The sequence below is a fragment of the Calothrix sp. FACHB-168 genome (assembly GCF_963889195.1).
Classification (GTDB): domain Bacteria; phylum Cyanobacteriota; class Cyanobacteriia; order Cyanobacteriales; family Nostocaceae; genus Aulosira; species Aulosira anomala_A.
In genome coordinates this window covers 183,888-204,977 of the sequence record NZ_CAWPNJ010000010.1, presented here as the reverse complement: position 1 = coordinate 204,977, position 21,090 = coordinate 183,888, and the positions used below count along the sequence as shown (strand labels likewise).

Below are 21,090 nucleotides of genomic sequence, written 5' to 3'. Positions count from 1 at the left end.
AAATATCAGGCTTTGACAAAGCATCAACTATTTTGTTAGTAATTTTTATGTTACTCAAGAGGTAGAAATTCATAAATACTGAGAAATTTAAACATGTCAGCAGCTCAACCAACTCAACCAGAAATCCCGCCAACTAGCGCCATTGATAAACCAACAAATTATGCATTTGAAGATTGGTTTACCTATCCTGTCAGGGTGTATCCTCACCATACTGATTGTGCAGGAATTGTTTGGCATGGTAACTACATAACTTGGATGGAAGAAGCCAGGGTAGAATGCTTAAGATCTATTGGGATTGATTATACAGATTTAGTGGCTTTAGGCTGCGATCTAGCCGTTGTCAATCTTTCCCTGCATTATCATCGTTCTCTAGTTTTAGGCTTGGATGTGTTAGTCAAAACACGCATGACTGATGTAACTGGTGTCAGGATGAATTGGGATTATGCGATCGTTTCTCCTGATAGACAACAATTGTATACCACCGCCAAAGTAACTTTAGTAGCCTTAGATCGGGAAAGAGGCAAAATTATGCGTCAGTTACCAGGTGCTTTCAAAGATGCATTACTAAAAATTTCCACATTTAAAAATAATTAATTTCACAGGATGAAGCGTGAAATATGTAGCTGTTTAATGTCTACATATGACACACTTCATCTTGATTATTTTCTAATACCTACTTGCGAGAAAGTTTGTGGTAAATTCACAATTGCATCCCAAATATCTTGGGGTGTAATGCCAAAATTGATGTGCAATAATATCAAGAGCGCTGCTAAAGTCAGTGCAGTTCGGATAGTCGTTTTGACCACTTTCCATAATACTGCAAATACGATCCAAGCTAAAATTAAGGTAGGAATCATAGGTATAAATTGCTGAAAAATGTCCCTTGTTTCAAAGGCTCTTTGCGCTCACAATTCCGACTGCAAAAGCTAAATTCTCCTTTGGGCAGGAATGATGTTCAGCATTATACTCGATAAGATGCCAAATAGTGAAAATTCAATTAATAATTTTTGCTACAAATAGGTATGTGGGTAATTGCGCCACTCCACTTAACTAAGAATCGTGATCACGATTAAAGAAATCTTTAGAACTTGATTTGTTAGTAGAGGGTGAATATTCAGAGCAGTTTTTCGCCTCTTCTGTCATTACCAAAGAAGGTTGAACTGCACATTTGAGATAATGGTTATTTGCATAAAACTGACAATTTTTACAAGGAACTTTACGTAAAGTCTGAATTATAAAACCTTTTTTATTGTCTCTAGATGTTTGGTATTTGCGTAACAGGATAAAAAAACCGAGCCAAGTAATTAACACAGCTAGAGGAGTCACAGATATAGCCACATCGGGTATGCTAAATGGCGCTGGCTTTTGTGGCTCAGACTTAACATCATTTCTTGTTTCTTGAGCTATATTTTGATTGGCGATCGCATTTTTTTGCAGTATGAGTTCCAGGGACATATTATTTACCTTGGTTAATTAACATAAAGAAAATTATTTTCATAAATCTTTAATTTGAGCAGATGAAGAGGAAGCAAGCAATCCTTCAATTATAGGTTTAGCAAAACACCAGTTAAGGTATATCTGCCAAGGGTTTTGCTTGTTATTTATAGTTATATATCTAAAGGCATAAATTAAGGATGTGATGTTTATATATAAACTACTGTGTTAGAATATATTTGCTCGTTCTCATAAATGAATAGCTATTTCTGATACATACTATTAATCTTGACATCAGCCAAAACTTTAGTATAAAAGTCTACAAAAACTTGCAATTTTGGCTGGGCAACCCTGGCAATTTACTAAAAGTAACACAAGTAAAATACTTGCGCAATTAGAAAATTGTAATTGCCGTATTAGATATTAAGTTTAATTGTTAACAAGTTATGAATATAGAATTTTCCAAGAGGATGCCTTGGATGTCTTTGGCATTACTCTGTCTAGCTTATATCCTTTTAGGCTGGTATCTTGCAGCACATCACATTATTTGGTTGGTGGGAGGTTTTATCACGGCTGTAGCGCTAGTTATAGCCAGAAAGAGTATTGTTTGGTTAGAACAATTGTTTACTTTTGGTTCTCAAACTTTAGTTATTGTGTTATTTTTAAGTCTTTCTATTGCGATAGTTGCCACTTGGTCTATTATATTAAGTCTTTTTCTTATCCCAATTGCCACGACATTTTTAGCCGATTTAGAGATGCGGTTTGCAGGTTTTAGCAAACTAGATTCATTTTTAGCGTTGACAATATTAGCATTATCAGCCTTATTTGTCGGTGAAATGGTAGATATTCTGCTTTTACCGAGTAGTAGGTATTAATTGAAAATGGGCATGGGGCATGGGGCATTGGGAAGAGGGATTTTTTCGCGATTAGGGACTTCCAAATAAAAAATATTCCAATCATTAACTTACCAAACCCGCCACTCGTAGGGGCGGGGTAACCCCGCCCCTACAATTTGGCATAATTTATTTTTTTGATGTTATTTAACCTCGCAAAAATAACTGAGTAATAACGTAGGTGTTACCTTTGCGCCACACTCCTACACCTGTTTCTCTAAATACTGGCCTGAGAATATTTTCTCGATGTCCGGGACTAGCTAACCACCCTTCTACTGCTGGCGATACAGGCTGAAAAATATTTTTACTTCTAAATAAATTTTCGCCAATCATCCAATAAGATATATTACCAGCACCCACTCTTTGAGAGAGAGTACTACCATCAATTCCTGTGTGACTGAAGAAGTTTTGTTCCATCATTTGGCGGCTGTATTTTCTAGCGACTTGCGCTAATTTCTCATTATTTTGTAAAGGTTGTAGTCCATTTTTTTGACGCACTTGATTAATTTCTTGGCGAATTTCTGACTCAATTTGTGCTGTTTGGGATGTTTGCGCTAGTTGGGGCGACTGTGGCGGTTGGTTGGTGGGAATTTCAATATTTGGTAGCGGTGGTAAATACTCAATTGCTTGTTCGCATCCAGTTAAAGAAAGTACGATCGCAATCCAACCTGCACCAATGACTCTCGATAAGTACGGGTATTTTTGGGATGTATTATTTAGCCAATGGAATAAACTAGAAATCAACATCCTTCCATTGGGGGATATTGGCTTAATCACGTAATACTTTTTGCTGCTGAATGTCTTAGTTTTAGTTCAATTTTAACAAAATTAAATTGATGCTTGCTCGCCAAAAGTATGAATTAGAATCGTTGATTGTAGGGGCATGGCAGTGCCATGCCCCTAGCTGCGGGTGTTTATAAAAACTGGACTGGCTCTCTAGAGATAATTACCCTAGATGTGTAATGAATTTATCTGGAATAAGCTGGAAGTAATATGAAAAATTGCTGCGTGAATTCTGCAAATTTATGGCGTATTGCTAATTGCAGATTTTAGCTTCAGTTTGACTTTTGTACCTTTTTTCAATACTACTTCACCCCCAGGACTTGATAAAACATAAGCAGTCGCAGCAGCAGCGCCAGCTAAACCTCCATGCTTGACATTGGTTTTTTTACCAATAAAATGACCAGCAACGGTTCCACCTAAAATAATGCCAGCATTTTGGATAAATTTGCCTTTAGTTTTGGTTTCTACTTGGGTGTTGACTAAACCCGCATCAATGGGATAAGTATCACCATTTTTAAAGGTAATTTCATCAAAAACTAGATGTAAACTTGCTTTTTTACCCTTCGCTGCTTTGACTACATTCTCTAAATGTCCTTGAATTTCCGCATCTTTTAAGTCAGGTGTTACACCTTTAACAGAGTTTTTTACTTTGAGAGTAAACCGCTCATTATTAGTATTTTTACCAGTAGATAATTCTTGTTGCAGAACTGTCTCTAAATTGGTATTTGCGGGTATGGATGCTGGAGAAGTTGGAGTTTTGCTGGCTTGATTATTTGTAGCTTGAGTAGCAGTAGTTTGATTAGATGTAGCATTATTGGAAGTGCGATCGCTTGTTTTGCTACAAGCAACAGTGTTACTAAGTAAAGCTGCACTTAGTAATAATGGTATGATTTTTTTCATGGTTTTTGGTATTTTAAATTTTGTAAAGTAGAAAATCTGAAATTCAGTGCAAAAAAACGGCATAAAACCTGATTTTTTACAGATTATATGCCGAATTTAAATCTGAATAATTCGCGATAATGTTACTTAATATGTATAGGGCATTGGGCATTGGGCATTGGGCATGGCGCAGAGACGCGATTAATCGCGTCTCTACAATTTCTGCCTTTGCTTCAACTACAACAAGACTAGGAACTAGGGGTTTCTTCTACTGGACGAATAATTGGCGGTGCTGGGGTTACTTGTGGTTGGAAGATGGCTTGTAATCCCTGTTCTAAGGTTTGCGTCATGACAATGCGATTTTCGTAAGCGACAATTACCCGAACTAATGTTGGTAAGCTATTTTGGGCTGCTTCTAAATAAATTGGCTCAACGTAAAGCAGGGATTGTTCGATGGGTATGACTAAAAGATTACCCTGAACTGCTCTTGAACCTTGGCGATTCCACAAAGAGATTTGTTGAGAAATGACGGGATCTTGATTAATTCTGGCTTCAATTTGCTCTGGGCCGTAAATCAGACGTTCTTTAGGAAAGACGTATAATAACAACTTACCGTAGTTATCAACATCCGATCGCGCTGCTAACCAAGCAATTAAGTTAGTCCGTTCTTTAGGAGTATAAGGCAGTAACAGGATAAATTCTTCAAAGGGTACGGTAGGTAAGCTGGTAATCAAATAATAGGGTTCTACGGAACGGGCTTTACTACCATAAATTTCGTTTGGAATCTGCCATTGGTCTTCCCGGTTGTAAAATACTTGGGTATCGGTCATGTGATAAGTCATTAACCGTTCCGCTTGAATATTGAAAAAGTCTACTGGATAGCGGAGATGACTTTTGAGTGTTGCAGGCATGTCACTCAATGGTTTAAATAATTGCGGGAATATTTTCTCCCAAGTGGCAATTATAGGATCGCTAGCATCGGCAATGTAAAAGTTAACAGAACCGTTATAAGCATCAATGACGACTTTGACGGAATTCCGAATGTAGTTGATCCCATCTGAATCTACATCGGAATAGGGATAGTGATTACTGGTTGTGTAAGCATCAACAATCCAGTACAGATAATTCTGATTTGTGGAAAAGTCTGGATTATTATTATTGAGATTGGCATTAGCAACTACTAAATAAGGGTCGCTATCATATTTTAAAAAAGGTGCGATCGCGCGAATTCTTTGTTGTATATTTCGCCTTAATAAAACTTTTGTCTCTGGTAAAAAATCTCGCGTCAGTACCATCTGCCAATCCTTCAAATATGTGGCAAATAACCACTTTCGCCAAGAATTACCAATAGTAATACCACCTGCTCCATCGTATGTATTGTAAACATTGTCACTACCACTTGGATAGTCGAGTTCTCTAACTCTTGTGCCAGTCATGACATAATTATTGGTAATTTCTCCGTAATAAATTCGTGGTTGACCAATGGGGATGCTATTACGAATTGCTTGACTAGAAGTTGTTAAGGCGCGGCTATCACCGCTAATATCTTTGACAAAATATTCAGGTAATCCACCAGGTGCAACTGTATTTACAGGGCTAAGGGTAAAACCAAAACCATGAGTATAAATTAAATGACGGTTCACCCAAGTCTGCGCCGCCTGGGGGACTGCGCTATAGTCTAATTCTCTGGCAGCAATTAATACTTGACGTTGTTCGGTTGTTGGTAAAGGTTCTGGCTGAGAATTTGGGGAATCTTCGGAAGCAGCTGGCCTAGTGCTACTGCTGTCTGTTTCTAGGGTGTAGCGGTCAATATCAGCACCAGGAAAGCGATAGTATGGGCGAATTTGTTGTAACTGGCGGTTAGTTTGCAGTAGGGGTTGCTGATCCCACAGGCGAATATTACGAATTGTTAAATCATTGGCTTTAAGGTCGGCTTCAGTTAATTGACCTTGAGGGTTGAAAACTTGTGCATCAATCGCTGCTAAATTGAATGCTTGCCTTGTTGCGGTAATAGTACGCTGAATGTAGGGTTGCTCTCGTTGTAATTCATTCGGCTCTACTAGCAAATATTGTACAGCAGTGGGGATGAAAATACCGCCGACTACCATTAGCGCGAGATAAATTCCTAATCCATAGAATACAAATCGCTGGCTGTAGGATTTGGGTTTCCAAAAAATCGTTCGCCATAACAAATAAAATGCGATCGCTAATCCGAAGACAAATAAAATGTCATAAGCTGGCAATTGCGCTCTGACATCGGTATAGCTAGCACCGTAACTTACTCCACGGGAAGAATACACCAATTCATAACGACTCAATAAATAACAGCAAGCCACAGCTAGCATAAATGTACCACCCAAACCATATAAATGGCGTTGCTGTGGTGGCGAAAACCCTGGAAAAATTCCTTGACTGAGACTATCTGCTGATAACAGATAAGTCAGAGTTACAGCAATTAAACTATAGAGGAATAATCCAAATAGCCAAATTAACAGTAGTTCCCATACAGGTAAGCCAAATACGTAAAAGCTAATATTTTTATTGAATAAAGGGTCAGAGAAGTCAAATGGCTGGGGATGGAAATACTGTAAAACATGTGCCCAATTGTGGAATAGGAATATCCCAAATAAAATACTGAAGATAATGGCGATCGCATTTAGCAACAATCGGGGGTAAATTAAAATAGCGATCGCAATTCCGCCAATTAAACCCAGATACCAAATTTGAGCAATGATTATCTTAAATAACTGCCAAAAACTGTGCAATTGAAACAAAGCGTTAACCGTAAGATTAGCTTTGTTCAGGTCAGCAGTTGAGTAAGACCAGATAATTTGCCCATAGTAAGCTAGCATCAACCCGACTACTAGGGTTAATCCTAAACTTACAGGTAACAACCAGCGTAGTCTGAAGGTTTGCCAACGTTCTGATTTAGCTATTTTCCGCTCATCGCCTCTGGGATATTGCGGACTTAAAAAGTTTCTAATTTGACTACTAATTACTGCTTCTTCACGGCGAACTGGGGCAATTTTTAAATTTTGGGGATATTTCCACTTTTGCGCCAAGTAGAGGTTTCCCAGAATATAAGTAGCGCTTATGCTGAATCCAACTACCCATAAACTGGCTTTTGTGACAAATCGCAACAAAAAAGCTTGCAGATAGCCAACTTCCTGAAACCACAAAATCTCACATCCTAGACGGGCAGCTATATCTAAGACTAGCCATAGTCCCAGGAATAATATCAATAATCTCAAAAACCCTTTCCAAAACATTCTTGGCAGCACCTTTTCCCTAAACTACATAGACCTATAAACAATTGTCCTGTGCTGTTGTGCGGAAAAAAAATTTTTTGGCATTGCGAAAACAAGTCAGAAATCTTAACATTAAAATCTAAAAATTTTCATCCCCTTTGCGTCTGAATTAGCACTAAACTGCATTCAGCCTCTAAGTGTCTAGCCCCTAACCCCTTGCCCTACCCATTCACACCTATTTTGGGCACAACCTGTACAAGATGACCTAAAATAATGTTTGATTTTTAACTTGCTATCATGCTGACCAGCGTTGACCGTTTATTGTTTGTGCGGCGAGTCCCGATTTTTAAAGAATTGCGGGATGATTTTATCGTGCGGCTTGCTTCAGTGATGAGCGAGCTATCATTTCCTGCGAATCATGCCATTTTTAGGCAAGGAGAAGAAGGGCGATCGCTCTACATTGTAGTATCTGGGCGTGTCAAAGTTCACATTGGTAATAAAAAGTTGGCAGAGGTAGATAAAGGCAAGTATTTTGGCGAAATGGCTGTTTTTGACACTCAACCCCGTTCTGCTTCCGCCACAACTTTAGAACCTTGTGACTGTTTGGAACTGACACAAGAACAACTGTATGACGCCATTGAAGAAACTCCAGAAATTGCAGTTAATATCATTCGAGAATTATCACGTTTAATTCGCGAATTGAATGAAAAAATTAATGTGGATAGTTCACAGAGTCGTTAGTCAACAGTCAACAGTCAACGGTCAACAGTCAACAGTCAACAGCTATAGTTTTAAATTCCAGACATTTTTGAATAAATTGCTGGGGTATCTCTACAGTTGCACCCCAGTGTAAATGAATATAGGAAGCATGAATATTTGCAGGTAAATTCCAGCCTTCATCGCCCATATTTTCTGCACAATCGTAACGATAAGTTTCAAATAAAGGTTGATTGGGTGGTATTTTTAACCGCGAACGATGGAATTCATGTCCATAAATATTTGTTCCGTAATTTATTAACAAACTATCTTGTAAAGCCACTGCACGACGATAACCTAAAGTTAAGCGTCCTCCCATTTCCGCAGATGTGGGTAATATTCCTAGCATCGGCCAAGATTCCCCAGCAAAGTCAATTATTTGCTCGCATAAATACATCAATCCGCCACATTCAGCAATTGTGGGTATTCCTTGCAAAATTGCATTTTTAACTGATTTACGCAGGCTAATATTTTCTGATAATTGTTGGGCAAAAACTTCCGGAAATCCACCACCAAAATATATCCCTTGGACGTTTTCTGGTAATTCACTATCAGCTAAAGGACTCCAAAAAACCAATTCTGCGCCCAATTTTTGCAACAAATCCAAATTATCTTGATAGTAAAAATTAAAAGCGCGATCGCGTGCCACCGCAACCCTCACCACAGCCTTACCAGATAAACTCAAACATTCCTCAATTTTGAATTTTGAATTTTGAATTTTGAATTGTGTCTCCCCCTCATCCCCACTCCTCAACAGTGGTAACAAGCGTTCCCAATCAAAACAACTATCGCCCAAATCAGCAAGCCGATTAATCACAGCATCCAGTTCGGGAAGTTCGGCTGTAGGCACTAAACCCAAATGGCGATCGGGAATTGTGATATCATCTTGACGCCGTATGACGCCGATAATTGGTAGATTTAAAGGTTCTAGGGCATTTTTAAGTAAATCAAGATGGCGATCGCTCCCGACGCGATTCAAAACTAAACCGGCTATTTTAATATTGGGATCAAAAGTACAATAGCCATGTGCGATCGCAGCCACCGAACCAGACAAGCGACTGCAATCAATTACTAACACCACAGGTAAATTCAATAATCTGGCGATATGGGCTGTACTAGCAAAATCAGTTATTGGTATTTTGTCATTTGACGAGATTCCATCAAATAAGCCCATGACGCCTTCTATCAGCGCATATTGACTTTTTTGGCTATATGTGGTAAAGCAAGACTGAACATAAGCTTCAGAAGTTAATACTGGGTCTAAATTACGACAAGCAAGCCCAGTGACATGCTGATGAAACATTGGATCGATATAGTCCGGGCCGACCTTAAAAGATTGGACTGCGATCGCGCGCCGACATAATGATGCTAAAAGGGTGAGCGTTACTGTTGTTTTACCTACCCCGCTACGCTCTCCCGCAATTACTAAAGCCATAAAAATAATTGTGAATGAAAAATGCGATCGCTAACTTTGCGTACCTTTGCGTTAACCTCCGCGTACCTTTGCGTTTCAAAAAGATATAGTAAATGCGTCGGTTGGGTAGAAGGTCGTGAAACCCAACAAAGCTCAAATTGCTAATACATATAATACCTCCAGACTAGAGATAAAAATATCATCAAATCTGGAGGTAATTGAAGTATTTAATTTTCAGGCTGAACTAACTCTTAACGCCTAACTTTAACGATTGCGCTGTTAATACCAGACTATCTTCAAACAGAGTCTCATGACCCCAGCGTTGTACCTGCTGACTCAGCAACGCTTCCGCCTTTTGTTCCGAAAGTGAACTGACTTGTTGGAACAAACCAGCAGATTGCGCGCCACCGTGGGTTTCCATGCGCATACAACCGCCAGTTTCTGTACAAATTACTGTACCGCAGTCAGCTTTAGGATTGGTAGAACTTAAGCGCAGAGCAATTAAATCACCTGCTACTTCACCCGCATCAGCCACAGGAACACCAGCAACCTCAGCCTCTATTTGCTTTTGATCCTGCGTCACAAAGCGAATCTTCGCAATATCATAATCTCCGCTTTCTTTTTCATAGGTAACTGGCTGCCATTGCAAGCGACTAGCCAACCAACCTAAAAATAGTAAAGCTTGTGAAGGATTACCTTTTTCGTAATCAATATTCACTCTGTCAATTTCTTTGAGCGCCGCACGACGATTGGGTGAATCGTAAGCCTGTGCTGTTAATTCTTGCCAAGCAGCCAAGCGCCGCCAGTTCAAATCAGCTACAGGTATGCCATTTTCTACCAACTCTTGTAAGCTGAGTAAATCGTTTTCTGGCTCGTTGAAATTGCAAGAATCGACGATCACATTGTTACAAACCGCCGCCAGCTTTTTAAATAAAGGGCTGTTGGGATCTGGTGTAGCTTTCCACCACAAAAACTTAGGTAAACCACCAATCAACAAAGCGGGAATCATACCCCCAATCCGTTCCAAAGCACTGGGAGTTCCTGATAGAGTGATGTATTCACAGCAAATAAGGGTACTGGAAGATTGCTTTTGAATTGGGCAATAAGCAGAAACCTGCGCTTTCACCCCTTCATCTTCACCAGCAATGGGGCACAGGGCAATAATTCGGCATGGGTTACGAATCGCAATTTCATCAGCAATCCGGGGACTAGCCGCATCTCCATAGGAAACAGGCGCAGAACTATCGCCGATAGCTCCGTGACGGTGACCTTTAGCAAATTGTTCCCGCAATTTAGCCAGGGTTTCTGGGGTTGCGGTTCCGGTTTCTGGTAATTGGAATTTGCGCTGCACTTCTCGCAGTGCGGCTTCTGTTTGCGGCCCTAAGATGCCGTCAATTGGCCCGTTATAAAACCCTAAAGTCGCCAAAAGATACTGAGTTTCTTCTGGTTCATAAACTACTAAGGTAAAAGTCGTGGCGCGGGTAGCTGCTGGTAGGGCACCATCATCACCAGCAATGCCGTAACTTTGCCAAATTTGATTCAGTTCCGCTTCTATTTCTGTGAGCGAAATGTCCTTTGGTGCTTGTAGTGAGAAAATCGTAGGAGCTTGAGTCATAGTCAATTGGGGATTTTGGATTTTGCGAAAAGTCGAGCCAGCGACTTGGGCGGCTTTGCCGACTTGAGGCGACTGGCGTCGGAGCGAAGGCTTCCTTAGGTTTGAACTTTTCAAGACGGATTTTGGATTGGCGATGTAAGATTTTGGATTAAGAATTGGTAATTAGTAATTGTTAATTGTCTTTCCAGTTATCTATAACTCATTACCTAATTTCCCTATCCTCAATCTAAAATCTAAAATCTAAAATCTAAAATTTTAGAGTCTGCGCCAGCGACGACCATCTTGATTAATCAAGAGTTCCGCTTCTGCTGGTTCCCAGGTACCGGCTTCGTATTGGGGAATAGTTGCGGGATCGCTTGGTGAATCCCAAACGGAAAGGGCTGGTGTCACAACCTGCCAAGCTGCTTCTACTTCGTCGGCTCTGGTGAATAATGTTTGGTCGCCCATCATACAATCAAGGAAAAGGCGATCGTAAGCATCAGAAGTAGCTTGGATACCAAAGGAACCATAGCTAAAGTCCATATCTACCGAACGGGTGCGGAATTCTGCCCCAGGCATTTTTACATCAAAGCGCAGAGAAATACCTTCATTCGGTTGAATCCGCATCGCTAAAATGTTGGCATTTCTTTGTTGAGCCGCCGATGGGAACATCCGAGAAGGAACTTCGCGGAAATGGATGGAAATCTCACTGACTTTTTTCGGCATCCGTTTGCCAGTGCGCAGGTAAAATGGTACGCCTTGCCAGCGCCAGTTATCCACTAAGAACTTCATCGCTACATAAGTAGGGGTGGTGGAGTTGGGGTCAACTCCAGGCTCAGTACGATACCCCGGTACTTGTTCTCCTTTCATCCAACCAGCGCTGTATTGCCCGCGTACACAAGAACGGGACAAATTATTCACATTCGCTAATCTGGTAGCTTGTAGCACCTTAACTTTTTCCGTGCGGATACTATCAGCATCCATTGAGTTTGGTGCTTCCATTGCGGTTAAACAATACAGTTGCATCAAGTGGTTCTGCAACATATCCCGCAACGCCCCGGATTTTTCGTAATATCCAGCCCGGTCTTCAACTCCTACGGTTTCTGCTACGGTAATTTGCACATGGTCAACAAACTGACGATTCCACAAAGGTTCAAAAATCGCATTGGCAAAGCGAAATACCAATAAGTTCTGAACGGTTTCTTTACCTAAGTAGTGGTCAATCCGATAAACTTGGCTTTCTTTGCAGTATTTCTGCACGACTTTGTTCAAGCTTTGGGCAGAGGCTAAGTCTCTACCAAAAGGCTTTTCAATTACTAGACGGTGCTTGTAGGGATCGTCTAACATTCCTGCTCCCCCTAGCTGTTTAATAGCTTCGGGGAAGAAATTAGGAGCAACAGAAAGATAGAACATTCTATTGCCCCTAGTACCGCGTTTTTCGTCTAATTCAGTTAGTAAATCTTTTAATTTTTGGTAACTTTCTGGTTTATCTATGTCACCAGGACAGTAGAACAGACCTTGTAAGAAGTCTTGCCAGAGTTCCCCTAGCTCAACATTACTATGAGCTTCTTCCATGCCTTTTTGCATTTGCTCGCGGAAGTACTCGTGGCTCCATTCGCGACGAGCTACGCCGACAATGGTGGTTTCTGGGGGAATGCGCCGTTCCCGTCGCAATTTGAAAAGCGCTGGTACGAGTTTGCGCCAGGTAAGGTCACCAGAAGCGCCGAAAATAACGATAATTTGGGGTTCGGGCATCCCTTGTTGTTGCAAACCAACGCGCAAGGGATTTTCTAACAGACTAACCATAAGAATTTGGGATGTTGGATGAAGTGGGTATTGGGCATGGGGCTTGGGGCTTGGGGCATTGGGCATTTATTCTCTAGTCCCTAGCCCCTAGCCTCTAGTCCCTAGCCCCTATACAGGTGACAATAGCTTGACTTTGCCTTCTAAAGAGTTCATTAATGACTGGAAGGGTTGGACGAATTTATCAATCCCTTCTGTGAGTAATTCCTCCATGACGGTATCGATATTGATGTTGATGTCGGGATCTTTGAGGTTGTCGATCAGGTTGTAAGCTTCTTGTATGCCTGTTTCTATGCGATTGGCGACATTACAATGATCCGCACAAGCGCCGATGGTGGCAGGTGGTAGGGTATTGACGGTATCGGGGCCAATTAACTCATCGACATACATGACATCGCTGTAGCTGGGGTCTTTGGTGCTGGTGCTAGCCCAAAGTAAGCGCTGTACTTTAGCTCCGTTTGCGGCTAGGGCTTGCCAGCGATCGCTTTCAATGATTTTCTTGTATTCTTGATAAGCAATCTTGGCATTTGCGATCGCTACTTTTCCTTTCACAGCTTTTAATTTGGCCTCAATAGCAATATCATCAACGCCTTTTTTCAACTTACCATCAATTTTGCCGTCAATGTTGCTATCAATCCGGCTCAGGAAAAAGCTAGCGACAGAAGCTACTTTACTGATGTCCTTACCCTCGCTGGCACGTTTTTCTAAACCGCGAATATGAGCCGCTGCTGTATTAATGTAGCTTTGGACAGAAAACAGCAATGTGACATTAACATTGATCCCCTCAGCTATTACCTGTTCGACTGCTGGTAACCCAGCTGCTGTCCCTGGAATTTTAATCATCAAATTTTCCCGGCCAACTTCTTGGAAATAGCGCCGGGCTTCATTGATTGTGGCTTCAGTATCGTGGGCGATTGTGGGCGGGACTTCGATACTCACATAACCATCGAGTCTATCGGAAGCATCATATACAGGGCGCAAAATATCACAAGCATTGCGGATATCTGCAAAAGCTAAGGATTCGTAAATTTTGTATGTGGGTAACCCAGCACGCACTCCAGCCTCAATATCGGCATCATAAATTACATTACCGCCAATCGCTTTTTCAAAAATTGCTGGATTGGAAGTAATCCCACAAATTCCTTGATTTTCCACCAAATTTTTGAGTTCGCCCGATTGAATAATGTCCCGACTCAAATTATCCATCCAGATACTTTGACCGTATTGTTTAATCTCTAGTAAATGATTGGTTGCCATAGCTATATTTGTTTCACTCCTGTGAGGAATTTTTTCAGTGAACTTGGCACAACCCATCAAAGGTTGATGGTGACTTTTGAATTGTGGCGTTGCCAATCACTTCTCGCATCGACCTGCTGAGATAATGTTTCATTCACTTCCAAAACAGCTATTGTGCATTTCCAATCGCCGTAATTATTTGTTACTCACCTTGTTACACCTACGTCACTGAACGAAGTCGAAGTGACTGTTTACACTAGTGACCGTTTTGAATAAACGACTCTACCTTAGCAACATCCTCTCTACTACCAATAATTAAAGGTGTACGTTGATGCAGCTTTTTCGGTAATACGTCCAAGATATCAACTAGTCCTGTGGTGGCACGACCTCCTGCTTGCTCAATCACATAAGCTAAAGGAGCCGTCTCATAAAGCAGGCGCAACTTGCCTTCTGGTTTTTGAATTGTGCCTGGATAGAGAAAAACTCCGCCTTGAACCAAAACTCTGTGAATATCACTCACCATTGCTCCGCTATAGCGAGCCGTATAACCTTCGGTACGGTGGACATAGCGGATATATTCCCGAATGGATTCTTCCCACTGCCAAAAATTCCCTTCATTCACGCTATACACCGAACCGTGATTAGGAATTTTGATATTTTCTTCCGTGAGAATAAACTCACCCAAGCTGGGATCAAGGGTAAATGAGTGAACTCCTTTACCTATAGTATAGACCAGCATCGTGCTAGGCCCATAGAGTATGTAACCAGCAGCCAGTTGGTTCCGTCCATTGGCTAGTAAGTCAGTAGCCTTGCCATCAATATCATCACCTTCCTGCTGGCGAATGGAAAAAATCGAACCTAAGCTGAGATTGGTATCAGTATTTGAGGAACCATCAATTGGGTCATATAACAAGGTATAGCGCCCAATCGGACAGTTTTCGGGAATGTAATAAGGCTTATCCATCTCCTCGGAAGCCAAGCGACAAACTAAGCCGCTTTGCTTAAACACAGCAATGAATACGTCATTGGCGTAAACGTCCATTTTTTTGACAGATTCACCTTGAACATTGACTTCGCCAGTGAATCCGAGAACACCTTCCATTAATCCCGCACGGCTGAGGTGACGGGCTATGAGTTTACCTGCTAAACCAATCCGATTCATCAAGGCGCTCAAATCTTGCGCCTGGGCGGAAAAACTTTGACATTGCTGTAAGACATGACGAGATAACGTTGTACAATCTCTATCTAAGGTCTTATCTTCAGCTTCCTTATAAGATAAATTTAAAGATTCAGGTGCTTGAGCCATTGTTTTGTTCTCCCTAGTAGTTATGGCTATCGATCGTTGTCGCTGCCTCTATCTTAGAAAGGGAATTTGATAACCTATATTTGTTTTTAGATAAACTAAAGAAATGAGCAAGGAAAAAAATACTTCCTGCCAAATCTCCATACCTGATTTTTTTGCTAGCGATTCACGCCCAGTTTGCTACAACCAAGCGTGAAAATCTCTATTCCCTAGCCTTTAGCACCTAACGGCTATCCCCAATTTTCCCGCTAGTCAATCTCCGGAGAATCGCGTAACACAAAAAGAAAGATTTTCTATCCCTAGCCCTTAGCCCTCAATTTTCCGCTATTAATGCGAAAAACCGACTAGCTGTGAGATTTGCCTACTCATCGTAACTAGCCGGGTCGAATTCTAGTAAGTTATTAGATTGTGGATTGTTTCTAGTAAATTTCACTGACTAATGTCTTGCGTAACTAGAAAACAATTTGTTATTATTGTATTTCACACTTTTTATATTTCTTGTTTGTTCGCCCAGCTACCTCGTCGGTTATCTTCTCGTGGTTTAGCTTTATTGACTCTGAGTTGACGCCCCATCCATTCTGCGCCATCTAATTCTGTGATAGCAGCGTCTTCTTGGGCATCTTCAGTCATATCAACAAAGGCAAAGCCCCGGAGCCTGCCTGTTTCGCGATCGGTAGGCAAAACTACCCTTTTGACTTCGCCATAATCTGTAAATACTGCTCTTAAGTCCGCTTCGGTAGCGCGGTATGAGAGATTTCCAACGTAAATAGTCATGTGGGTTACGTAAGTTTCAACAAGGAGCGATAAGTTCAGCTAAAAACAGATGTAAATAACTTGCAAATTGTGCATAGTTTTCTCTGATTCACCTCTGGCAAATATTGTAGATCGGCACCAAAAATTATGGTATGTCTACAATTATGATGTGCCATAGGGCTGAACTTACTCATACGCTCATATGATAACCGATCGCGATATTGTTCAAAGTATGAGATTTTACAAACCCTAATACCATAAAATCAGCAAGTCTTATCATTTATATATTTTTACTTGGTTCGTTTTATATTATACTCTAAGTAATGAAGTATTTATACGGAGTATCTTACAAGTCTTAAAAGTGACTCTATCTCCATTAACAGCCTCAACTACAGTTTTATTTGGTGAAAATAAGCTATAGTCCTAAAGATTTGAGATTAATCTGTCAAAATACACAGGCTTTCTGGATTATGCGGCGTAGATAGAATATTTTATTGACGGCACTTTACAGTCTACTACCAAGGGACTGGAAGTATTGAGTTAATGTATTTTGAAACCTTGCAGGCTTTATTCTCCGGTTTTGAGCAAACTATTTAAGGCGTTTACCAAAGTTTGATTTTGCTCATCAGTTCCAATAGAAATGCGTAATTTATCCTCTAATCCTGGTTGCTTAAAGTAGCGGATGAGAATTTGTTGTTCCTTCAGTTTTTGATAAAGATACTCTGCATTTCCTTGCGGTGGCTGAACTAGTAAAAAATTAGCTTGGGAATCCCAAACAATAAAACCTAATTGTTTTAAATCGGTTGCTAGCTGATTTTTGGATGCTGTAATTTTAGCTATGCAAGTATTTTTATACTCTTGATCAGTAATTGCCGCAGTTGCAACTGCACAGGCGATCGCATCAATGTTATAACTATCTTTGACTTTAAACAACCCAGACAATAATTGGGGATTCGCTATCCCAAATCCTAAGCGCAATCCGGCTAAAGAGTAACCTTTGGAAAGGGTGCGAATTAAAATGACATTTTCATATTCCCGGACTAAATCTAAAGCATTTTCTGTAGCAAAATCTACATAAGCCTCGTCAATTACTAAAACCCCAGATAAGGCACTGGCTAATTTGCGCAAATCTTCACCTGGGACTACATGTCCAGAGGGACTATTAGGAGAAGCAATAAAAGTTACCGCACCATCAGCTGCAATAAGTTCTTCTATTGGTAAGCTGTAATTCTCTTGATAAGGAATTTCTAAAACATCTGCTGCTTGCATTTCAGTTAATGTGCGGTAAAGAACATAAGTGGGCATTGGGTAAACTACTTTGCGTCCCGGTTCAGTACAAGCACGAATAACAATACTTAAAACTTCATCGCTACCATTACCCACAATAATCCAATCGCTAGGAATACCCAAAACTTTACTAGCAGCTTGGCGAAATTCGCCGCCAAAGGGTTCAGGATAGCGCCGCAACCATTCGCCATCGATATTCCGCAACACTTCTAAAGCCGCAGGTGAGGGAGGATAAGGATTTTCGTTACTATTCAGCTTGATTATTGATGTACCTCGCGGTGGCTGTTCGCCAGGTACATAGCTAGCCATTGCATTAACATTAGAACGGAAATAGTTAGTCATGGGCATGGGGCATTGGGGAGCCAGTGTGTTGCGCGGGTTTCCCGCGTTGTAGCAACTGGCGTCATTGGGCATGGAAAATTTCAGCTACAATTTTTGACAATATCGTTTTTTGGGATTTACATCAATGCCAAATGTTTCCAATCTCGAAGGGTTGAAGTATTTCGGAGGATTTGAAATACAGTAATTTTTACATATAAATATCAAATAATAAATATAGTAATTATGCATATCTATAGACTGGCAATTACCAAATAGATAATAGTTTATTTGCTCAATACCTATCTTACGTATATTCCAAATCTCCCGAAAATCAGGTATGAGTGATATCAGAGTGCTATAAACTAGATAAAGTTGTGAGGGCGCAATCGTGACTGAAAAAAATCGTTCTCAATGGGACTTTGGCAGATTCATCAAAACTTTGAGCTATTTTGAGGTTATTCCTTTTTTAAACTGCATCCAAAAATTAATTCAAGGACGTACTAAAAATGATAAAAATCAACCCAATGGAGGAATCAATGTGAGTCCAATATTAGTAGCTGGCGCAACTGGCGGTTTAGGAAAGCGTGTTGTTAAAGGATTATTAGAACGTGGCTATCAGGTGAGATGTCTTGTCCGTGATATTGAGAAAGCAAGAACAGTTTTAGGTAATGATGTTGATTTAGTAGTTGCAGATATTACTAAACCAGAAACTTTGACTCCTATTGTGATGGCGAATATTCAAGCTGTAATTTGTTGTACGGCGGTGCGGGTACAACCTGTAGAAGGAGATACAGCAGAGAGAGCTAAATATTATCAAGGAGTCAAATTTTATCAGCCAGAAATTGTAGGCGATACACCCGAAAATGTGGAATATCGGGGTGTGAAAAATTTGCTGGAAGCTGCAAAACCATATCTCGCTCAATCAAATGAAAAAATAATATTTGATTTTACCAATCCGTCAGATGAATTGCGGAATGTGTGGGGAGCATTGGATGATGTTGTGATGGGTGGTGTAAGTGCAAGTAATATGCAATTTGTAGACAATACAGCTTTGTTTGCTGGTAATGTCTCTACTGCTAATTCTGGTGGTTTTGCTTCTGTGAGAACTAAGAATTTCGATACACCTTTTAATTTACTTGGTTATGAAGGTGTAGAACTACGTGTTAGAGGCGATGGAAAACGCTATAAATTATTTTTGCGGACTGATGGTAAATGGGATGGCATTGGTTATAGCTATTCTTTCGATACGGTAGCTAATACCTGGATAAATCTTCGCATTCCTTTTAAAGATTTTATTCCTGTATTTCGCGCCAAGGTTGTGAATGATGCGCCAGCAATTGACAGTAGCAAAGTTTGCTCATTGCAATTGATGTTAAGTAAATTTGAATATGATGGCGCGTTAAATCCTCATTTTTCGCCTGGGGGATTCACTTTACAAGTGGAGTCAATTAAAGCTTATGGTAGTGCAACTTTACCCAAGTTTATCTTAGTTAGTTCTGCTGGTGTAACTCGTCCCGGTCGTCCTGGGATTAATCTGGATGAAGAACCGCCAGCAGTAAGATTAAACGAGCAATTGGGAGGAATTTTAACTTGGAAATTGCAAGGTGAAGAAAGTTTAAGAAATAGCGGAATTTCTTACACAATTATTCGCCCTTGTGCGTTAACTGAAGAATCTGGTGGAAAGGAATTAATTTTTGAGCAAGGCGATAATATTCGGGGTAAAGTTAGCCGTGAAGATGTGGCTGAAATTTGCATAGAAGCTTTGAAACAACCACAAGCTGCTAATCTAACATTTGAAGTCAAAGCTGGAGAAAATGAGGTTAAATCTATCGATTGGCAAAGGCTTTTTTCTAGCTTACAACCTGATAAATAAAGCCGAATAACAGGGAGAATAAATGTAAGAAAATACGTCAAGGGTAGTTGATAGTGATTTTTCCTACTATCTACTTACCCAAGGGAGAAAGTAATAATGTTTAAAAGATTATTTTTGGCTGGAGTTTTTGCACTTGTGCTTTGGTTGGGGCTATTATCTAATACTGCTTCATCACAACAAGTAGAATCGCGAATTAATAACCTAGAAGCTGATTTAAATCGCGTGCAATTACAGTTAAATCAGTTGCAGTATCAACTTGGTCAAACTAGGGTGTCGCCATCACCAAGAACAACTCTGACGCCTAGAACTTCAAGTGGATCTGGGAGAAGTTTATCACAGACAGAACGTGACAAAATGTTTGATCGTCTTGCAACTTTAGTAGTTGAACTCAAGCAACAAGTCAACAAATTAGAGACGCGAATCACCAAGCTAGAGGCGCGTTAAAAAATTTAATAGTTAAATTATGCTTCTAAGGCTGTCAAAATGCGATCGCTCAACGCCCAACGGTTAGAATTAGGTCTAATCCAGCATTTTTCTGCTTCGTTGTAATTGCGTTGATGTACTAGCACTGAGTGTAAGTCTTGTTTCTGCTGATTATTAAGTTTTATTACCATCTTTTCTACAGCGCGTAATGCACAAGTCTGTTCAAAGGCTGTTTCCGAATTATTAATCATATTTAGCACAGTATAAAAATAAGTCGCATCTCCAGACCATTCTGTGACAGAAAGTCCTAACAATCGCTTACCTTGGTCGTTAGATTTCAGCAGATGATTTACCTCTGGTTCTGAAAAATTTACCTCGGAAGCTAACGCACGCATTCTACCTGCAATCGATTCCATTTCAAATGTACGTTTTGCGCCTGGTGGTAGAGAATTTCTCAGTTCTTTGTAGCGTTGACTTAAGCTTTCAATTTGTTTTCTGGCTTCTGAAGAAGGAACTGTTGAAGCATAAGCTTTTTGCCATTCATGGCGCATTTGTCGCATTTCTAACTGCTGTTGTGGTGGTGCTACATCTTCTGCTAATTTAGTATGCTCAATTAAAAAGCCTAGAGTATCTCCAGTTAATGATTGTAGCATCGGCATCATACTAGAGCCTGTAATTTCTCCTGCTGGGGTTTTGATTGCACCTCCAGTTAAAGCTACAATTTTTAGCAAAGATGGGAGCCAAATTAAAGCTGAAAAAATAGCTGTTGTATTAGTTACTTGAAATTTAAAAGTAAATTTTTCACCGCCCGTAATTTGAATGGTGCTTAGTAAGATAAAAATACTACTGATAATTAACCAATTTTTGGGGATATGAGTAATTCTTCTGAGTAGCCAGTCTACTGCTTCTCTGGAAATTTGGTTGTTACTTGGTTCTTGATTTGATTTGCTAATCATAATTTTTCTACAAATTTAATTAATCATAGCCATATATAAATTATCGTCAATAAAAGGGCGGGGTTGAATTATTGTCAAGAAAAGGGCGGGGTTGAATGATAGTTAAAAAATCATGGGGTTGAATTATTGTCAAG

Annotated in this window: 18 protein-coding genes; 5 read left to right on the top strand and 13 right to left on the bottom strand. The window is 40.2% G+C overall.

The window, feature by feature from the left end:
- The first annotated feature begins 93 nt into the window (after window positions 1-93).
- Window positions 94-594: an acyl-CoA thioesterase gene (locus tag AACW45_RS04730; protein WP_190631569.1), complete on the top strand. Its 501-nt coding sequence runs from the start codon at window positions 94-96 to the stop codon at window positions 592-594.
- Window positions 595-659: 65 nt separating this feature from the next.
- Here the strand turns inward: AACW45_RS04730 and AACW45_RS04725 are convergent, their stop codons facing one another.
- Together AACW45_RS04725 and AACW45_RS04720 are read right to left on the bottom strand one after the other, a co-directional pair.
- Entirely contained in the window at window positions 660-857 is a 198-nt protein-coding gene (locus tag AACW45_RS04725; protein WP_096644677.1) for a hypothetical protein, read from the bottom strand.
- A gap of 193 nt (window positions 858-1,050) precedes the next feature.
- Window positions 1,051-1,455, bottom strand: a complete 405-nt coding sequence (locus AACW45_RS04720; RefSeq protein WP_190539095.1) for a hypothetical protein — start codon at window positions 1,453-1,455, stop codon at window positions 1,051-1,053.
- Between the two features lie 425 nt (window positions 1,456-1,880).
- Here AACW45_RS04720 and AACW45_RS04715 point away from each other — a divergent pair, with 425 nt between their 5' ends.
- The gene (locus AACW45_RS04715) at window positions 1,881-2,309 is read left to right on the top strand and encodes a hypothetical protein (protein WP_190631567.1); all 429 of its coding nucleotides are present in this window, start codon (window positions 1,881-1,883) and stop codon (window positions 2,307-2,309) included.
- 165 nt (window positions 2,310-2,474) lie between these two features.
- Here AACW45_RS04715 and AACW45_RS04710 read toward each other — a convergent pair whose 3' ends face one another.
- From AACW45_RS04710 to AACW45_RS04700, 3 genes are all read right to left on the bottom strand, one after another.
- Complete coding sequence (locus AACW45_RS04710) at window positions 2,475-3,104, bottom strand: CAP domain-containing protein (protein ID WP_313933760.1); 630 nt, start codon at window positions 3,102-3,104, stop codon at window positions 2,475-2,477.
- Between the two features lie 246 nt (window positions 3,105-3,350).
- Window positions 3,351-4,010 carry a hypothetical protein gene (locus tag AACW45_RS04705; protein ID WP_190539097.1) on the bottom strand — a complete coding sequence of 220 codons (660 nt, stop codon included), beginning with the start codon at window positions 4,008-4,010 and terminating at the stop codon, window positions 3,351-3,353.
- Between the two features lie 227 nt (window positions 4,011-4,237).
- Complete coding sequence (locus tag AACW45_RS04700) at window positions 4,238-7,258, bottom strand: UPF0182 family protein (protein ID WP_190631565.1); 3,021 nt, start codon at window positions 7,256-7,258, stop codon at window positions 4,238-4,240.
- A 276-nt stretch (window positions 7,259-7,534) separates the two neighbouring features.
- On the opposite strand from AACW45_RS04700, the gene AACW45_RS04695 reads away from it, so the two are divergent.
- The gene (locus AACW45_RS04695) at window positions 7,535-7,978 is read left to right on the top strand and encodes a cyclic nucleotide-binding domain-containing protein (protein WP_096644683.1); all 444 of its coding nucleotides are present in this window, start codon (window positions 7,535-7,537) and stop codon (window positions 7,976-7,978) included.
- A 28-nt stretch (window positions 7,979-8,006) separates the two neighbouring features.
- On the opposite strand, the gene AACW45_RS04690 is transcribed toward AACW45_RS04695, so the two are convergent.
- The 7 genes from AACW45_RS04690 to hisC form a co-directional block, all read right to left on the bottom strand.
- Window positions 8,007-9,428 (bottom strand): cobyrinate a,c-diamide synthase, encoded by a 1,422-nt coding sequence (locus tag AACW45_RS04690; RefSeq protein ID WP_190631563.1) that lies wholly within the window; start codon window positions 9,426-9,428, stop codon window positions 8,007-8,009.
- A gap of 223 nt (window positions 9,429-9,651) precedes the next feature.
- The gene (opcA, locus tag AACW45_RS04685) at window positions 9,652-11,022 is read right to left on the bottom strand and encodes a glucose-6-phosphate dehydrogenase assembly protein OpcA (RefSeq protein WP_190631561.1); all 1,371 of its coding nucleotides are present in this window, start codon (window positions 11,020-11,022) and stop codon (window positions 9,652-9,654) included.
- A 255-nt stretch (window positions 11,023-11,277) separates the two neighbouring features.
- Entirely contained in the window at window positions 11,278-12,807 is a 1,530-nt protein-coding gene (gene zwf, locus AACW45_RS04680; protein WP_190631615.1) for a glucose-6-phosphate dehydrogenase, read from the bottom strand.
- A 108-nt stretch (window positions 12,808-12,915) separates the two neighbouring features.
- On the bottom strand, window positions 12,916-14,061 hold the full coding sequence (tal, locus tag AACW45_RS04675; RefSeq protein WP_190631559.1) for a transaldolase: 1,146 nt from the start codon (window positions 14,059-14,061) through the stop codon (window positions 12,916-12,918).
- A gap of 235 nt (window positions 14,062-14,296) precedes the next feature.
- Window positions 14,297-15,346, bottom strand: coding sequence for a class 1 fructose-bisphosphatase (gene fbp / locus AACW45_RS04670; protein WP_190631556.1), 1,050 nt, complete (start codon window positions 15,344-15,346; stop codon window positions 14,297-14,299).
- A gap of 486 nt (window positions 15,347-15,832) precedes the next feature.
- Window positions 15,833-16,117 (bottom strand): RNA recognition motif domain-containing protein, encoded by a 285-nt coding sequence (locus AACW45_RS04665; RefSeq protein WP_190539105.1) that lies wholly within the window; start codon window positions 16,115-16,117, stop codon window positions 15,833-15,835.
- Between the two features lie 546 nt (window positions 16,118-16,663).
- On the bottom strand, window positions 16,664-17,725 hold the full coding sequence (gene hisC, locus AACW45_RS04660) for a histidinol-phosphate transaminase (RefSeq protein WP_190631614.1): 1,062 nt from the start codon (window positions 17,723-17,725) through the stop codon (window positions 16,664-16,666).
- Between the two features lie 367 nt (window positions 17,726-18,092).
- Here hisC and AACW45_RS04655 point away from each other — a divergent pair, with 367 nt between their 5' ends.
- Together AACW45_RS04655 and AACW45_RS04650 are read left to right on the top strand one after the other, a co-directional pair.
- Window positions 18,093-19,577 (top strand): CIA30 family protein, encoded by a 1,485-nt coding sequence (locus AACW45_RS04655; protein ID WP_190631554.1) that lies wholly within the window; start codon window positions 18,093-18,095, stop codon window positions 19,575-19,577.
- 96 nt (window positions 19,578-19,673) lie between these two features.
- On the top strand, window positions 19,674-20,021 hold the full coding sequence (locus AACW45_RS04650) for a hypothetical protein (RefSeq protein ID WP_190631552.1): 348 nt from the start codon (window positions 19,674-19,676) through the stop codon (window positions 20,019-20,021).
- A gap of 17 nt (window positions 20,022-20,038) precedes the next feature.
- Here the strand turns inward: AACW45_RS04650 and AACW45_RS04645 are convergent, their stop codons facing one another.
- The gene (locus tag AACW45_RS04645) at window positions 20,039-20,956 is read right to left on the bottom strand and encodes a hypothetical protein (RefSeq protein ID WP_190631550.1); all 918 of its coding nucleotides are present in this window, start codon (window positions 20,954-20,956) and stop codon (window positions 20,039-20,041) included.
- Window positions 20,957-21,090: the final 134 nt, after the last annotated feature.

Excerpts from the sequence above, each read along its gene's own strand:
- AACW45_RS04730 (WP_190631569.1), top strand. The coding sequence starts at position 94 with ATGTCAGCAGCTCAACCAACTCAACCAGAAATCCCGCCAACTAGCGCC.
- AACW45_RS04725 (WP_096644677.1), bottom strand. The coding sequence starts at position 857 with ATGATTCCTACCTTAATTTTAGCTTGGATCGTATTTGCAGTATTATGG.
- AACW45_RS04720 (WP_190539095.1), bottom strand. The coding sequence starts at position 1,455 with ATGTCCCTGGAACTCATACTGCAAAAAAATGCGATCGCCAATCAAAAT.
- AACW45_RS04715 (WP_190631567.1), top strand. The coding sequence starts at position 1,881 with ATGAATATAGAATTTTCCAAGAGGATGCCTTGGATGTCTTTGGCATTA.
- AACW45_RS04705 (WP_190539097.1), bottom strand. The coding sequence starts at position 4,010 with ATGAAAAAAATCATACCATTATTACTAAGTGCAGCTTTACTTAGTAAC.
- AACW45_RS04700 (WP_190631565.1), bottom strand. The coding sequence starts at position 7,258 with ATGTTTTGGAAAGGGTTTTTGAGATTATTGATATTATTCCTGGGACTA.
- AACW45_RS04695 (WP_096644683.1), top strand. The coding sequence starts at position 7,535 with ATGCTGACCAGCGTTGACCGTTTATTGTTTGTGCGGCGAGTCCCGATT.
- AACW45_RS04690 (WP_190631563.1), bottom strand. The coding sequence starts at position 9,428 with ATGGCTTTAGTAATTGCGGGAGAGCGTAGCGGGGTAGGTAAAACAACA.
- opcA (WP_190631561.1), bottom strand. The coding sequence starts at position 11,022 with ATGACTCAAGCTCCTACGATTTTCTCACTACAAGCACCAAAGGACATT.
- zwf (WP_190631615.1), bottom strand. The coding sequence starts at position 12,807 with ATGGTTAGTCTGTTAGAAAATCCCTTGCGCGTTGGTTTGCAACAACAA.
- tal (WP_190631559.1), bottom strand. The coding sequence starts at position 14,061 with ATGGCAACCAATCATTTACTAGAGATTAAACAATACGGTCAAAGTATC.
- fbp (WP_190631556.1), bottom strand. The coding sequence starts at position 15,346 with ATGGCTCAAGCACCTGAATCTTTAAATTTATCTTATAAGGAAGCTGAA.
- AACW45_RS04665 (WP_190539105.1), bottom strand. The coding sequence starts at position 16,117 with ATGACTATTTACGTTGGAAATCTCTCATACCGCGCTACCGAAGCGGAC.
- hisC (WP_190631614.1), bottom strand. The coding sequence starts at position 17,725 with ATGACTAACTATTTCCGTTCTAATGTTAATGCAATGGCTAGCTATGTA.
- AACW45_RS04650 (WP_190631552.1), top strand. The coding sequence starts at position 19,674 with ATGTTTAAAAGATTATTTTTGGCTGGAGTTTTTGCACTTGTGCTTTGG.
- AACW45_RS04645 (WP_190631550.1), bottom strand. The coding sequence starts at position 20,956 with ATGATTAGCAAATCAAATCAAGAACCAAGTAACAACCAAATTTCCAGA.